This is a genomic window from Nocardia sp. NPDC058666 (genome assembly GCF_042714895.1).
Taxonomy (GTDB): Bacteria; Actinomycetota; Actinomycetes; order Mycobacteriales; family Mycobacteriaceae; genus Nocardia.
The window spans coordinates 89,773-105,068 of record NZ_JBHXRY010000007.1 but is presented as its reverse complement, the minus strand read 5'-3'; the positions used below and the strand labels follow the sequence as shown (position 1 = coordinate 105,068).

Genomic DNA, 15,296 nt, shown 5'->3' with positions numbered 1-15,296 from the left:
GGGACGGGACCGGACCGCTGCGCGACGCGGGGCAACGGGGCTCGGGATCTTCTGTGCCGGGATTTCGGTGCGAGGGTTTCGTTCTGATCCGAACAAAATGCCCAAGATCAAACTCAAAAGTGACCGGGCTCACACATATTGGAAATTCACATGAATTCCTAAGATTCCAACGGGTAATCGGCCTTACCGGTCGGCGGGTGCCGGAGTCGGCGGCGCGCCGCCCGCGCGGTGAGCCACGCAACAGGCCCCTCGCGAGGGAGTGTTACGTACGCCACCTGCGCATTCACTGATTCCCCTCGGAAAAACGCCCGAGTGGACGGCGCCTCCGACGCGCCGCTAGCACCGAAAAATCTCGGCTGACGCGACCTGGCGTTATCGTTTCGTGATCGGGTGTGACCCAGCTCGCACCCATTCTTCGGCGATATCACCCAAAACGCCCTTTGGACCCATGTCCGACTTTACAAACCCCCGTGATGTCTTCGTAACCTTTTCGAGACCTCACGGAGTCCCGCCGACCGGAAACGGCTAGCGAGACGAAGCCCGCCGCGTCATACGGATGCGTCGTCGTGGGGCAGATTGGAAGTTCCGCATCATGGCGAACAACACCGTCAAGCGTCAGGCGCAGCGTGCCGTTGCCGTCGGAGCCGTCGGCGCTGCCACCATCGGCGCGTTCCTCCTGCCGATCGCCCCGGCATCGGCGACGCCGGTGACCGTGCCCGGCATCGGCACCTTCGAGGTTCCCAACGAGATCCCCCTGCCCCAGGGTGTGCCCGGCATCGAGATCCCGGCCGCACCGCCGGTGTTCACCGCACCGCGCGCCACCGCCGCCGACATCGCCGTCGACGCCGCGCTGAGCAAGATCGGCTCCCCCTACGTCTACGGCGCGGCCGGCCCGAACGCCTTCGACTGCTCGGGTCTGGTCCAGTGGGCCTACGCCCAGGCCGGCGTCGACATTCCGCGCACCAGCGGTGCCCAGCTGGGTGCGGGCACCCCGGTGTCGATCGACGCCCTGCAGCCCGGCGACATGGTGTCGTTCTACGGTGGCGGCCACTCCGGCCTGTACACCGGCGACGGCAACGTCGTGCACGCCTCCACCGCGGGCACCCCGGTCCAGATCGCCTCGGTGTCGTCGATGCCGTTCGCGGGCGCTCGCCGCTTCTGAGTCGACGCGGGGTACGGTGCGTCGTTCACGGGGAAGGGCGCACCGTCACCGCCGGTTCAGCGGAAGTCCAGCCTCGCTGGACACGGGCGCATACTGTTCCGTAACCTGATCGAGACCTTCTCGGCTGACGGGAAGTTCGCGCTGCGGTATGCGCTGGAATCGGCGACAACGAGAGAACGGGGCACGGGGCACTGTGACTGCACACCACCGGAACTCACGCGTCACGCGTGGTCTGGCCGGGACCCTGTCCGCCGCGATCCTGGTGTGCGCGATCTACTCCGCGGGCCCCTCGGTCGCCGACCCGGTCGCCCTGCCCACCACCGCCACGGACGCGATCACCGCGATGGTTGACCTGTCGCACCGGTCCGAGCAGCTCAATCAGCAAGCGCTGAACGCCCAGATCGATCTCGACGCGAAGCTGGCGACGCAGCGCGTGGCCGACGACAAGGTCGCCGCCACCACCGCGGTCGTGGAGGCCGCCCGCGCCGAAGTGCGCAAGTTCCAGCCGATGATCGACCGCACCGCCGTGGCCGCCTATACCGGCGTGCGCACCAACAGCATGTTCGCGGTGCTGTCCAGCGGTTCGCCGCAGCAACTGCTGGACAAGATGTCCACCCTGGATGTGCTGGGCCAGCAGACCGCCGACACCGTGCGCCAGTTCAAGCTGGCCGCCGACGCCGCCACCGCCGCGGACACCGTCGCCCGCGCCGCCGCCGACACCGCGCACGCCGCGACCGCCGCCGCCGATGCCGTGCGCATCGACGTCGACCGCAAACGCCAGGAGCTGGCCACCTCCACGACCCAGGTGGTCGAAGCGTGGAGCCAGCTGTCCGCGCGCGACAAGTCCGCGCTGGCCGGTTCGCCGTTCCCGCCCGGTTTCGACCGTGATTCGCTGCTGGCCGGGCTGGTCCCCGGCAGCGGCACCAGCGCGTTGGCCGCCGCGTTGACCCGCGTGGGCGATCCGTATGTGTGGGGTGCCACCGGCCCCGATCAGTTCGACTGCTCCGGTCTCGTGCAGTGGGCGTTCAAGCAGGTCGGAAAGAGTGTGCCGCGCACCAGTTCTCAGCAGGCGAGCTACGGCACGCCGGTGTCCAAGGACGAGCTGCTGCCCGGTGACGTGATCCTGTTCTATCCCGACATCACCCACGTGGGTATCTACGCGGGCAACGGAATGATGGTGCACGCCTCCACCTTTGGTGTGCCGGTGGCTGTCGCGCCGATCAACACCACCCCGTACCACTCGGCCCGGCGATACTGAGCGGCACCGGTGACCGATCCGTTCCCTCGCCCCGGCCTGCGTTCGTGGTTGTCGTCGAACGGCAGACTCGAATTCTGCATCACCCTCGCCTCGGTCACCCTGTTGACCGGGGCGTGCGTGGCCCTGATCCTGGTGCCGCGCAACGCGGGTCCGCTGCAGCTGGCCACCGATGAGGCCGAGGTGCTGGGCACGTCGACCGCGATCGACAATCCGCGCCTGAGCTCGGTGCGCCGCGACCTGCAGCCCTACGGCCCGATCCTGGTGCGTGAAGTCGACGCCTCGCAGGCATTGCTGGTGGCGCATCCGAGCCATCGCGCCGACCTGGATGTGCTGGAACATCAACTGCCCCCGGCCATTTCGGATGTGAGCGAGGTGTGGGGCACCGACTGGAACCGCGCGCCGGTGGTGGTCGTGGCGGGCAGCCCTGCCGAGTTCACCGCGCTGACCAGGTCCGCGGGCACCACCGCCGCCGATGTGGCCGCGGTGTCGCTGACCGGGTCCTACACGCCGGGCACGCAGCCCACCGACCAGCGCGTGGTGTTCAACCCCGACGCGCGCCGCCGAGTCGGCAACGAGGGTCTGGCCACGCTGCTGCGTCACGAGCTCACCCACGTCGCGACCAGGGCCGATACCGCCGACGGCGCGCCGCTGTGGATTCTCGAGGGTTTCGCCGAGTACGTGGCCCAACGCAGCCAGGGCAGCACCTTCTCCCAGATCGCGCCCACCCTGACCACCCGGTTACGCGCGGGCACGCTGCCCACCGATTTCGTCGTCGACGCCGATTTCACCGGTGTCGACGCGGCCTACGCGTACGAAAGTGCTTGGAGCGCTTGCGCATTCCTGGCCGACCGGTACGGCACCGCCACGCTCACCGCGCTGTACAAGCAGCTCGCGACCGGCCCCAAGTCCCCCGCGGCGCAAGATGCCGTGTTCACCGATGTCCTGCGCGCCTCGCGCGCGGAGTTGCTCGACGGGTGGCGTGCCTGGTTGCGCGGCCACGCCGTCTGACCGGTTAGGTTGTTCTCTTATGGCTCGAACTCTGCTGGTCACCAACGATTTCCCGCCGCGGCCGGGCGGAATCCAGTCCTATCTGCAGGCGCTGTCGCATCAGCTGCCGCCCGAGGATCTCGTCGTGTACGCGCCGCGCTGGCGTGGTGACAGCCACGAGAAGTTCGACGCCGCGCAGAAGTTCCAGGTCGTGCGGCACCCGTCCACGCTGATGCTGCCCACCCCCGCGGTGATCAAGCAGGCAAGCGCGCTGCTGCGCGAACACCAGTGCGACACCGTGTGGTTCGGTGCGGCCGCACCGCTGGCGGCGATGTCGCCGATGCTGCGCCGCGCCGGTGCGCAGCGCATTCTGGCCAGCACGCACGGGCACGAGGTCGGCTGGTCGATGCTGCCGGGTTCGCGCCAGGTGTTGCGGTCGATCGGCGAACACACCGACGTGATCACCTACGTCAGCAAGTACACGCGCGGCCGTTTCGCGTCGGCGTTCGGCCCGCACGCGGCCCTGGAACACCTGCCGCCCGGCGTCGACCCCAGCGAATTCCGGCCCGATCCCGCCGCCCGCGAGGAGTTGCGCGCCCGCTACGGGCTCGGCGACCGGCCGACCGTGCTGTGTCTGTCGCGGCTGGTCCCGCGCAAGGGCCAGGACATGCTGATCGTGGCGATGAACGAGATCCGCGAGCGGGTGGACGGCGCGGTGCTGGTGATCGCGGGCGGCGGCCCGTACGAGACGCGGCTGCGCGCGTTGTCCGAGGCGCTGGGCGTGCAGGACAGTGTGGTGTTCACGGGCAGGGTGCCTTCGGGTGAGCTGGCCGCGCACCACACCCTCGCCGACGTGTTCGCGATGCCGTGCCGCACGCGCGGGGCGGGCCTGGACGTCGAAGGCCTGGGCATCGTGTTCCTCGAGGCCTCGGCCACCGGCGTGCCCGTGGTCGCCGGCGATTCCGGTGGCGCCCCCGAAACCGTGCGCGAGGGCGAGACCGGGCTGGTCGTGCACGGCCGGTCGGTGTCGCAGATCAGCGACGCCATCGTCGAACTGCTCACCGATCGCGACAAGGCCGCCGCGATGGGTGCCGCGGGCCGCGCGTGGGTGGAACAGAACTGGCATTGGGATCGGCAGGGTGCCCGCTTGCGGGAACTGCTGCGGTGACACCCCGGCCGGTCGCGGGTGTGGCGTCTACTACGCTGCACCAGGTGAGCAGTATCCAGGTCGCCGATCAGACTTTCCTCGCCGCCCCCGGCACCGCGGTCGCCCCGGTGCTGTGCGCCCCGAACAACTGGCAGCGCTGGTGGCCCGACCTGCGCCTGGACGTGCGCGAGGACCGCGCCGACAAAGGCATCCGCTGGACCGTGGCGGGCGCGCTGACCGGCACCATGGAGGTCTGGCTGGAAGCATTCCCCGACGGCGTGATCCTGCACTACTTCCTGCACGCCGAACCCACCGCCGCGGAGTCGAAGTCGGCCCGCACCCTGGCCGCCGCCAACCGCTCCCGCCGAGTAGCGGGCCGCAACATGGCCTTCGAACTCAAAGCCCGCCTCGAAGCAGGCCGCCCGGCAGGCGTAGCCCCCGCAGTCGCAGCACTCCACTGATTCAGAGAATAGGGATTCGTGTTATGGCCGATAGGACTCAACGCTCGATCCTCATCGACGCACCTTCACGGGAAGTGATGGCCGTCATCGCGGATCTGGAGTCCTACCCCGAGTGGGTGGCCGCCGCGAAATCTGTCGAGGTCCTCGACCGTGACGCGCAGGGCCGCGCCGCCAAGGCCCGTTTCGTGCTGGACGCGGGCGTGGTCAAGGACACCTACGTGCTGTCGTACACCTGGCGCGCCGACGGTATGGCCGTGAGCTGGGAGCTGCTCACCGGTGACCTGCAGAAGGCCCAGGACGGCAGCTACGAACTGTTCGATCGACCGGGCGGCACCGAGGTGGTCTACGAACTCACCGTCGACCTGAACATCCCGATGATCGGCATGTTCAAGCGCAAGGCCGAGAAGGTCATCACCGATACCGCGTTGAACGAACTGAAGAAGCGGGTCGAAGGCTGAACGCCCCGGGCGGAACCCGCGTCGAATTGTTCGTCGGCAAGGGCGGTGTCGGGAAGACCACGCTGGCCTGCGCGACGAGCATGACCTATGCCCGCTCGGGCCAGCGTGTGCTGATCGCGTCGCTGGACCAGGCGCATTCGCTGGGTGACGCCCTGGGTTTCCGCATCGCCCACGACCCCGGCACGGTCGCGGGCGTGGTCAGGGTCGCGCCCGGCATCGAAGTGATCGAGATCGACTCACTTGCCCTGTTGGAAGACCGTTTCCGCGATGTGGTGGCAATGCTGGCCAAGGGCGGCAACCACGACCACGGCATCGACCTGGCCGCGCTGGATCCCGCCGAGCTGACCGGTCTGCCCGGCGTGCAGGAACTGCTGATGCTGGTCGAAATCGCCCAGTACGCCGAGGAAAACGACTGGGACGTCATCGTGGTGGACTGCCCGCCCTCGGCCGACATGCTGCGCATCGTCACCGCCCCCGACACGATGCTCAACTATCTGGAACGCCTGTGGCCCAAGCACGCCCGTACGATGAGCGCGATCAGCCTGGACCTGCGCAAAGCGGTCCTGGCGGCGGCGGTCGAACGGATCGTGGTCGCGGTGACGCAGGTGCGTGACCTGCTGGCCGACCGCACCCGCACCAGCGCCCGCCTGATCACCGGCCCCGAACAGGTCGCCGTCGCCGAGGCCCGCCGGGTCCGTTCCGCGGCCGCGCTGCTCGGCCTTCGGATGAACGCGGTGGTGGTGAACAAGGTGCTGGCCGCGGTACCGCCACCGGGCGACAACGCCCATCCGGCCGTGCACTGGTACCTCAATCGGCGCGCCGAACAGCTGGAAGTCGTTGCCCGGCTGCACGAACAACTCACCGACGTCCCGATCTTGATCGCCCAACACGCGGGCGCCGAACCGGTGGGCGTGCATTCGCTGTCGGCGTTCTCCTTTTCGCTCGACACGCTGCCCGCCCAGCGCGCTGCAGGTGCGGAAACCGGTGAACCGATGGTTCGATGGGAGTCCGGCTCCGGTGTCGACTCCGTGTACGCGATGCGGATGCGGCTGCCGGTGGTCGATCCCGGCACCTTGCGGCTGGGCCGAGTGGAGGACGATCTGATCGTGGGAGCCGATGGGGTACGTACCCGCGTGCGCCTGGCACCGGTGCTGCGCCGCTGCACGGTGGCGGGCGCCGAACTCGATACCGGTCATCTCGTGGTCCGCTTCCGGCCCGATCCGCGGGTGTGGCCCGCCGATCCGAACTACACGAAGGCCACCGCAGATGAGCAGTGACAGGCAATCCGACCGCCGCGGGCCCAACCCCGACGGCTTCGCCGAGTTCACCGAGGAAATGCGGTTACTCGCCGAAGTCCTGCTGGCGCGCGTGGAACCGATGCTGCGCCGCACCGCCGCCGACGGCCAACCCGACCTGGGCGGCTGCGCCTGGTGCCCGGTCTGCGCCGCCGCCGCCCTGGTCCGCGGCGACCACCACGACGTCATCGCCGCCCTGGCCGAACACGGCACCTCCATGGTGACGGTGCTGCGCGAAGCCCTGGCCGGCATTCCGGTGGAGCCGGTGCTGCCGCCGGAGTGGGCGGATCACGCTGCGGGACACCCTGATTCGAACCCCGGCGAACCGTTCACCGCTACCGCCCAGGACGACCAGACCGCCTCGAACCGAGCACACCGGCACCACACCGCCGCGCCCGCCGACGCCGCCGGTCACCCACGGTGGGCCACCGCCGACCATGCCCAGTCAGCACCCCCGCGCCCCCGCCGAGTAGACGGCCACGCCGCCCCCCGCCCGACCCGCGCACCCTCCACCCCGCACATCACTCCCGAGCCGACCGAAGCCGCCGACGATCGATCGACCCCCACCCGCGCGCCACGCTCGCAATATGTCGACATTCCGGTGACGATCCGGGGATGACGCAGCGGACCGACCCGGCCCACCTGCTCACCGTCGGTATCGACGTGGGTGGCACCAACATTCGCGCGTCGGTGGTCGACGCGCAGGGCGAGGTGCTCGACACCGTGCAGGCGCCCACCCCGCATTCGGCGCGCGCGCTCGAGGACGCGATCGACCGTTCGGTGCGCGAGCTGGCCCGACGGCATCCGATCGCGGCGGTCGGGCTGGCGGTGGCCGGGTTCATCTCCACGGATCAGTCCACGGTGCTGTTCGCCCCGCACCTGCCCTGGCAGAACGCCCCTGTCGCCCAACGTCTTTCCGCGCGTCTGGGCCTGCCGGTGATCCTGGAGCACGACGCGAACGCCGCGGGCTGGGCCGAATACCGTTTCGGCGCCGCGGCCGGCGGGCACATCGTGATGCTCGTGGCGATCGGCACCGGCATCGGCGCCGCGCTGCTCATCGACGGCAAGCTGTACCGCGGCAGTCACGGCATCGCCCCCGAACTCGGCCACCTGCAGGTCGTGCCCGACGGCCGCGCCTGCCCGTGCGGCAAACACGGCTGCTGGGAGCGCTACTGCAGCGGAACGGCCTTGGCCGACACCGCCATCGAACTGCTGGCCACCGACCCCGTGCGGTCGGTGCTGGCCCGCGACGTGATCGCGGACCCCGGCTCCCTCACCGGCCGCCGAGTCGCGGGCGCCGCGCAAGACGGCGACCCCCTCGCGGTTCGCGTCATGGCCGACTTCGCCCGCTGGCTGGGTCTGGGCCTGGCGTTCGTCAGCGACCTGTTCGATCCCGATCTGATCGTGATCGCGGGAGGCGTGAGCAGTTCGGCCCCGCTGTTCCTCGACGAGGCCCGCGAGCACTACGCCGCCGCGGTCACCGGCGCCGGCCACCGCCCGCTGGCCCGCCTGCGCACCACCCAACTGGGCGAGGCCGCGGGCATGATCGGCGCGGCGGAATTGGCCAGGGCGGCGGTCGATGCCCCGGTGGCGGGCCGCGCGGGGAGATGAGCGTCACAGCCATGCGCGTCGGCTACCAGCCTGGGTTGGTTGTGACCTGTAACCACCGGTAAAGTCGGTATTCGACCAGGCACTACCCGTCATCCGGTCCCGGAGAAAGGACGCCATGTTCTACTGGCTACTCAAGTACGTTCTCGTGGGACCGTTCATGCACGTGTACAACCGGCCCGAGGTCGAAGGCGTCGAGAACATTCCGACCTCCGGCCCGGCGATCATGGCCGGCAATCACCTGTCTTTCTCCGACTGGCTGTTCGCCCCCCTGCTGAGCCCGCGCCGGATCAACTACCTGGCCAAGGCCGAGTACTTCACCACCCCCGGTTTCAAGGGTCGCCTGCAGAAGTTCTTCTTCAGCGGCACCGGCCAGTACCCGATCGACCGCAGCGGCGCCTCGGCTGCCGAGGACGCGCTCAACGCGGCCACCAAGCTCCTCGACGAAGGCCGTCTGGTCGGCCTGTACCCCGAGGGCACCCGCTCCCCCGACGGTCGCCTGTACAAGGGCAAGACCGGCATGGCGCGCCTGGCGCTGGAGACCGGCGTGCCGGTGATCCCGGTCGCGGTGATCGGCACCGACAAGGTGTCCCCGCCCGGACCGTTCAAGTGGCGTCGCCAGAAGGTCACGCTGAAATTCGGTGCGCCGCTTGATTTCTCGCGGTACGAAGGCATGAGCGGCAACCGTTTCGTCGAGCGTGCGGTCACCGACGAGGTGATGTACGAGCTGATGCGCCTGACCGGTCAGGAATACGTCGACGTGTACGCCCACAGCCTCAAGAAGGGCGTGGCCCCCACCGACCGCCAGCTCGACGCGACCCGCATCCCCGACACCGCCGCCAGCTGAAACCCGCTGTCCCCCTGAGATAAGTTGCCCGGACAGGCGCGCCCGCTGTTGGTAGCGTCTGCGGGCAGAGACCGACCGGTGGGTGGACAACCGGTCGGCGTCGGGGGACAGCGAGGGTCACATGGTCGGCGAATCCGAGGGCGGTCGGGTCATGCCGTTCGTTCGACGGTCTCGCGAGGGCAATCCGCCCACCGGCCGCGTTGTCCGCGGTGCTCGCCTGGCCGCTGTTCCGGTCGCGTACGCCGGTCGACGCCTGGCGGGCATCGGCAAACGCGTCGCGGGCCGCGACCCCGGCGAGGTGGACCGCGACATCCGCGTCCGCACCGCCGAACATCTGTTCCAGGTCCTGGGCGAACTCAAAGGCTGCGTCGCGAAATTGGGCCAGTTCCTCGGCCTGCTCGAAATGGGCTTGGCCCCCGACCTCGCCGAACCGTTCCGCCAAGCCCTTGCGCGACTTCACGATTCGGTCCCGGCGATGCTGCCCGGCGCGGTCCACGCCGAACTGTCCACCCACCTCGGCCCGGACTGGCGCGCACTGTTCACCGAGTTCGACGACCGCGCCTGCGCCGCCGCCTCGGTCGGCCAGGTGCACCGCGCTCGCTGGCACGACGGCACCCAGGTCGCGGTCAAGATCATGTACCCCGGCGCCCGCGCGGCCGTCCTGGCCGACCTGCAAGCCCTGCGCCGCGCGACCCCGCTGTTCACCGCGCTGCTCCCCGGCGCCGACACCCGCCCGGTCGTCGAGGCCCTGTGCACCGAGATCCGCGACGAACTCGACTACGCCCGCGAGGCCGACAACCAGCGCGCCTTCGCCACCGCCTTCGCCGATGATCCCGAGATCGTGGTCGGCCGGGTGATCGCGCAACGCGGCGATGTCCTGATCACCGAATGGCTCGACGGAATCCCCCTGTCCCAGTTGATCATCGGCGGCAACGCCGAAGAACTCGACCGCCTCGGCGTGTTGATCCTGCGGTTCCTGTTCTCGGCCCCCGCGCGCGCCGCCCTGGTCTATGGCGACCCGCACCCCGGCAACTTCCAACGCATGCCAGACGGCCGCCTCGGGGTGGTCGACTTCGGTGCCTGCACCCCGTGGCCGCCCGCGTTCCTGGACGTCGTCGGTGACGTAGGCGCCGCCGTCATCGCCGATTCCCCGGCCGACCTCGAAGCCGCCATGCGCCGCCACGGCTTCGTCGCCCCCGACCGCGACCTGGACATCGCCACCGTCGCACAGCGCCTGCAACCGGTCCGCGAAGCCCTGCTGGCCACCACCTACCCGCTGTCGGCGGGCTGGCTACGCGAACAGGTCCGCCTGATCACCGACCTGCGCCTGACCAATATCCTGCGCCAACTGACCATGCCGCCCAGCCACACCCCCATCCTGCGTTCCTTCCTCGGCGGCGTGGCCATCCTGTGCCAACTGCACACCACGGTCCCCCTGCGCGCCGAATGCACCCGCTGGTATCCCGAAACGGCCAAAGCCGCGGGCCTGTAGTTCGACGTTCACGCACTGTTGCCGCGCGCACGACCGCCCGTTCCCCTCGGTGGCGCACCGTAAGTCGCATGGCTGTCCCGAATTTCGCGATGTCTCGGCGCACGCTGCTGCGCGCAACCGCTCTCGGCGTGGTGACCACCCCCGCCCTCGTTGCCTGCGGCGACGACGGCCCCGGCCTGGTCCGAGCCCGCCCCACACTGACTCACGGTGTGGCAGTGGGTGATCCGCGCAGCGACGGCGCGTTGATCTGGGCGCGCTCGGACAAGCCCGCGACGCTGGTAGTGGAAACCTCGGCCACCGAAAAGTTCAGCGACGTCAAACGTTTCACCGGCCCGCTGCTCACCCCCGCCTCCGACGGCACGGGCCGCGTGCGCGTAAACGGTTTACCCGCAGGACAACTCGTGCACTACCGCGTGCGTCTGGACGGTGAAGACGGCGCGAGCTCGGAAACCCTCACCGGCGTATTCCGCACCGCCCCGACCGCCCCCTCGGACATCTCCCTGCTGTGGTCCGGCGACGTCGCGGGCCAGGGTTACGGCATCAACCCCGACCTGGGCGGCATGAAGGTGTTCTCCACCATGGCCGCCCGCGACCCGCACCTGTTCCTGCACTCCGGCGACTGCATCTACGCCGACAACGCCCTCAAAGAGACGGTGACCCTGCCCGACGGTCGGATCTGGCGCAACATCACCGCCGAGGCCAAGAACGCCCCCGCGGAAACCCTGGACCAGTTCCGCGGCAACTACGCCTACAACCTCAGCGACGACAACTACCGCCGCTTCAACGCCTCGGTCGCCCAGATCGTGCAGTGGGACGACCACGAGACCACCAACAACTGGTCCCCCGGCGGCACGGTGGCCGCGGACAAGAACTACACCGAGCGCAGCATGGACACCCTCGCCGCGCGCTCCTGGCAGGCGTTCCACGAGTGGATGCCGTTGGAGCCCAAAGAAGCTGCGGACGGACGCCTGTACCGCAAGATCTCCTACGGCCCGCTCCTGGACGTGTTCGTCCTGGACATGCGCGCCTACAAGGACGCCAACACCGCCAACACCGGCCCCCAGGGTCAAACGATGGGCGCCGCCCAAACCAAGTGGCTCACCGAGGGCCTGAGGGACTCCAAGGCCACCTGGAAGATCGTCGCCGCCGACCTGCCCCTGGGCGTGGTCGTCCCCGACGGCAAGACCGCCTTCGAAGGCCCCGCCAACGCCGCCCCCGGCGCCCCCTCGGGCCGCGAAACCGAGATCGCGCAGATCCTGTCGTCGATCAAGGCCAACAAGGTCAGCGACGTCGTCTGGCTCACCGCCGACGTGCACTACACCGCCGCGCACCACTACTCCCCCGCCCGCGCGGCCTTCACCGATTTCGACGAGTTCTGGGAGTTCGTCTCGGGCCCACTCAACGCGGGCGCGTTCGGCCCCAACCCCCTCGATCCCACCTTCGGACCCGAAGCGGTCTACGTCCACGCACCGCCCACGCCCAACACTTCCCCCATGGACCCGGAGTACCAACACTTCGGCGAAGTGAAAATCGACGGCCGGTCCGGAGAAATGACCGTCAACTTGTGCGACGCGACAGGAAAAGTCCTGTTCAGCAAGCTACTCGCGCCCACACGGAAATAGGTGGGAAGTACTGTGCGCAAGAACCGCGCGGCTATGGTTAGCTATGCGGTCATGGGCACGCCGCATACCGTTACCTCCGAAGAATATCTCCCCACCGACACCGCGGATGTCGTTCGCACCGTGCGGGATTCGCGCGATCGGTCGGAACGGTTGACGGTGCGCGGCGGTGAACAGACCGAAGAGTCCTTCGGCATGACCGATCAGCGCGGGGTGCTGTCGCTGCGCAAGATGAACTCGGTCCTCGACATCAACCTGGGCCGACGCACCGTGCGCGTGCAGGCGGGCGCGAAACTGTCCGAGATCGACCGACGCCTGGGCGCGCACGCGCTGGGCCTGCCCGTGGTCGGCGACCACCGCGACATCACCGCGGGCGGTTTCGCCTCCGTCGGTGGCGTGAGCACCGCCTCGCACCGCTACGGCATGTTCATCGACCAGATCGTCGACCTCGAGTACGTGGACCCCGACGGCCGCATCGGCACCTGCGGACGCGGCCACCACACCGAACGCTTCCATCGCATCCTGGGCGCGGGCGGGCGCGCGGGCATCATCACCGCCCTGACCCTGGACGTGGTCGACGTCGACAAAGACCACACCATGCTCACCACCGCCGCGGACCGGTTCCTGGACTTCGACTCCTTCGTCGAACACGCCACCACCGAGATCACCAACCCCGGCAGTGCCGCCCTGCAGGTCGGCCGCTGGGTCGACACCGCCCCGCTGAAGGTGGCGCGCCCCGTGGGCACCGGCCAGGTGACCCTGGGCGCGGTCCGCTTCGGCCAGTGGTCGAGTCTGTACCCCACCGCCCCCACCCGCGGCCTGCGCGCCCGACGTGAGGTCGGCACCCGCACCCGGAAGTCGTTGGGCGCCATCGCTTCCGCCGCCGGTGGTCGTGCCGGTATGCCCGTGCGCAACGCCGCCGCGGGCGCGCTGATGTTCGCGCCGAAGGTACTGACCATGCGCGACGCGGAGTACCTGGCCGACACCGTCATCAACTCCTCCGAGCGCGGCCCCGCCTACCGCGTCGGCGTGTTCGCCCCCCTGGCCAACTACGGTTCGGTGTTCTACGGCCTGCACGACCTGTTCTCGGCGCACCGCGAACGCTCGGGCTGCTTCACCGTCATCTCCGCGATGACCTACGGCGTGCGCTCGGAATACCTGCGCGCCGAAGCCGCCGCGCGCGGGCTCGCCCCCGCCGACTACGGCCTGATCACCTTCACCTGCCGCCTTCGCCCGTCGGCCCTGCCCTCGGAACAGTTGCGCGAGATCGTGTCCGGCATCGACGACATCTGCCGCTCCGAACAGGCCCTGCGCTACAGCGTGTAAGAACAAGCCGAAAAGGAAGGCCCCCACCGGATTCGGTGGGGGCCTTCCTTATCGCTTGTCGCTCAGTGCTTTTCAGCACCCAGGTAGTACTCGAACACCAGCCCGGCCGACGCGGCCAGCACCAGCACCACGCCCAGACCGATCAACCAGAACTGGAAGAACGCCAGGCCCAGCGCCGTCACCGCGCCCGCACCCGCGAGGGTGATGGGCCAGAAGCTACCGGGCGAGAAGAAGCCCAGTTCACCGGCGCCGTCGACGATCTCGGCCTCTTCGTAGTCCTCGGGCCGCAGGTCGATGCGACGCGCGACGAACCGGAAGTAGGTGCCGATGATCAGCGACAGGCCCGCGGTCAGCACGATCGCGGTGGTGCCTGCCCACTCGATACCGGTGCGCGACTGGGCGGTGAAGAACCCGTAGACGATGCCTACCAGGATGAAGAACGCCGTGAGCAGTTCGAAGATCCGCGCTTCGATCCTCATATCAGAATCCTCACTTGCTCTCGTTCACCGAAGCGCTCTTGGCATCGCGCTTGGTGTTGAAGGGGTACGTGGAGGTGGCCACCGGCGACTCGCCGATCGAGGCCAGGGCCTCACCGTTGGTCATGCCGGACTCACGTGCCTTGATGTACTGGGCGAACTTCTCCGGCGAGACCGCACGGACCTCGAAGTTCATCATCGAGTGGTACGTGCCGCACATTTCGGCGCAGCGCCCGACGAACGCGCCTTCCTTCTCGATCTTCGAGATCTGGAAGACGTTGTCGGAGTGGTTTTCCTTCGGGTTCGGCATCACGTCGCGCTTGAACAGGAACTCCGGCACCCAGAAGGCGTGGATCACGTCCGCGGCGGCGAGCTGGAACTCGATGCGCTTGCCGGTGGGCAGCACCAGCACCGGAATCTCTTCGCTGGAGCCGAACGTCTCGACCTTGTCGTAGTGCAGGTACGAGAGGATGTCGTTGGCCGGCTTGCCGTGCAACGGACCCGGCTGCGGGTGACCCTTGTCGTTCTTGAGCTCACGGTATTCGGCGAGCTGCTCTTCGTTCAGCAGCTCTTTCTCGGTGTCGATGCCGTTCCAGGTGAGACCGCCCACGTTGTTCACGTTGCGGTAGCCGAACTTCCAGTTCCACTGGAAGGCGGTCACGTCGACGGTGACATCGGGGTTGTCGGTCTTCTCGTGCACGTAGTTCTGCACGACCACGGTGAAGTAGAACAGCACCGCGATGATCACGAACGGAATCGCCGTGTAGGTCAATTCCATCGACACGTTGTAGCCGGTCTGCCGCGGGAACTCCGGGGAGTTCTTGCGCTTGCGGTGGAAGATGACCGTCCAGAAGGTCAGGCCCCACACCAGCACGCCCACCACGAGCGCGGCCAGGACCGACCAGGTCCACAGCTCACGCATCCGGGCCGCCTCGGGGGTGATACCCGATGGCCAGCCGAACCGCAGCCAAACATTGTCGATCGAGCAGCCCGAGACGAGCACCGCGGTGATCCCCAAGGACACCGCCAGCCCAGCCCGCCGAAGGATCCGGCCCTGCCGACCCGCTACGGGTCGTGCCCCGATCTCTTCGCTCGCCTTGTGCGCCACGCTCACGCCTTCCTGGTCGCCACACATTCGGAACACACTGCGCCGGTCCGGG

General features: G+C 68.7%; 15 protein-coding genes. 13 read left to right on the top strand and 2 right to left on the bottom strand.

The window, feature by feature from the left end; all coding sequences use genetic code 11:
* Positions 1 to 592: 592 nt before the first annotated feature.
* The 13 genes from ACFWVD_RS18150 (at position 593) to ACFWVD_RS18090 (ending at position 13,660) form a co-directional block, all read left to right on the top strand.
* Positions 593 to 1,162, top strand: a complete 570-nt coding sequence (locus ACFWVD_RS18150; RefSeq protein ID WP_379244145.1) for a C40 family peptidase — start codon at positions 593 to 595, stop codon at positions 1,160 to 1,162.
* 193 nt (positions 1,163 to 1,355) lie between these two features.
* Positions 1,356 to 2,420: an NlpC/P60 family protein gene (locus tag ACFWVD_RS18145; RefSeq protein WP_379244143.1), complete on the top strand. Its 1,065-nt coding sequence runs from the start codon at positions 1,356 to 1,358 to the stop codon at positions 2,418 to 2,420.
* A 9-nt stretch (positions 2,421 to 2,429) separates the two neighbouring features.
* A complete protein-coding gene (locus ACFWVD_RS18140) occupies positions 2,430 to 3,428 on the top strand; it encodes a hypothetical protein (RefSeq protein ID WP_379244141.1) in 999 nt (332 codons plus the stop codon).
* A 19-nt stretch (positions 3,429 to 3,447) separates the two neighbouring features.
* Positions 3,448 to 4,575 (top strand): glycosyltransferase family 4 protein, encoded by a 1,128-nt coding sequence (locus ACFWVD_RS18135; protein ID WP_379244140.1) that lies wholly within the window; start codon positions 3,448 to 3,450, stop codon positions 4,573 to 4,575.
* Between the two features lie 44 nt (positions 4,576 to 4,619).
* Positions 4,620 to 5,015, top strand: a complete 396-nt coding sequence (locus ACFWVD_RS18130) for a polyketide cyclase / dehydrase and lipid transport (RefSeq protein ID WP_379244138.1) — start codon at positions 4,620 to 4,622, stop codon at positions 5,013 to 5,015.
* A 23-nt stretch (positions 5,016 to 5,038) separates the two neighbouring features.
* The gene (locus tag ACFWVD_RS18125) at positions 5,039 to 5,473 is read left to right on the top strand and encodes an SRPBCC family protein (protein ID WP_379244136.1); all 435 of its coding nucleotides are present in this window, start codon (positions 5,039 to 5,041) and stop codon (positions 5,471 to 5,473) included.
* Positions 5,474 to 5,499: 26 nt separating this feature from the next.
* Positions 5,500 to 6,750: an ArsA family ATPase gene (locus ACFWVD_RS18120; RefSeq protein WP_379244134.1), complete on the top strand. Its 1,251-nt coding sequence runs from the start codon at positions 5,500 to 5,502 to the stop codon at positions 6,748 to 6,750.
* Positions 6,740 to 7,387, top strand: a complete 648-nt coding sequence (locus tag ACFWVD_RS18115) for a hypothetical protein (protein ID WP_379244132.1) — start codon at positions 6,740 to 6,742, stop codon at positions 7,385 to 7,387. The genes ACFWVD_RS18120 and ACFWVD_RS18115 overlap by 11 nt, the downstream gene beginning before the upstream one ends.
* Positions 7,384 to 8,379 carry an ROK family protein gene (locus ACFWVD_RS18110; RefSeq protein WP_379244130.1) on the top strand — a complete coding sequence of 332 codons (996 nt, stop codon included), beginning with the start codon at positions 7,384 to 7,386 and terminating at the stop codon, positions 8,377 to 8,379. Before ACFWVD_RS18115 ends, ACFWVD_RS18110 begins: the two co-directional genes overlap by 4 nt.
* Positions 8,380 to 8,494: 115 nt before the next feature.
* On the top strand, positions 8,495 to 9,223 hold the full coding sequence (locus ACFWVD_RS18105) for a lysophospholipid acyltransferase family protein (protein ID WP_379244128.1): 729 nt from the start codon (positions 8,495 to 8,497) through the stop codon (positions 9,221 to 9,223).
* A 121-nt stretch (positions 9,224 to 9,344) separates the two neighbouring features.
* Positions 9,345 to 10,715 carry an ABC1 kinase family protein gene (locus ACFWVD_RS18100; protein WP_379244126.1) on the top strand — a complete coding sequence of 457 codons (1,371 nt, stop codon included), beginning with the start codon at positions 9,345 to 9,347 and terminating at the stop codon, positions 10,713 to 10,715.
* A gap of 68 nt (positions 10,716 to 10,783) precedes the next feature.
* A complete protein-coding gene (locus ACFWVD_RS18095; protein ID WP_379244124.1) occupies positions 10,784 to 12,337 on the top strand; it encodes an alkaline phosphatase D family protein in 1,554 nt (517 codons plus the stop codon).
* A 51-nt stretch (positions 12,338 to 12,388) separates the two neighbouring features.
* Positions 12,389 to 13,660: an FAD-dependent oxidoreductase gene (locus ACFWVD_RS18090; RefSeq protein WP_379244122.1), complete on the top strand. Its 1,272-nt coding sequence runs from the start codon at positions 12,389 to 12,391 to the stop codon at positions 13,658 to 13,660.
* Positions 13,661 to 13,722: 62 nt separating this feature from the next.
* Here the strand turns inward: ACFWVD_RS18090 and ACFWVD_RS18085 are convergent, their stop codons facing one another.
* Positions 13,723 to 14,139 (bottom strand): cytochrome c oxidase subunit 4, encoded by a 417-nt coding sequence (locus ACFWVD_RS18085; RefSeq protein WP_379244120.1) that lies wholly within the window; start codon positions 14,137 to 14,139, stop codon positions 13,723 to 13,725.
* Between the two features lie 10 nt (positions 14,140 to 14,149).
* Positions 14,150 to 15,271: a cytochrome c oxidase subunit II gene (locus ACFWVD_RS18080; protein ID WP_379244118.1), complete on the bottom strand. Its 1,122-nt coding sequence runs from the start codon at positions 15,269 to 15,271 to the stop codon at positions 14,150 to 14,152.
* Positions 15,272 to 15,296: the final 25 nt, after the last annotated feature.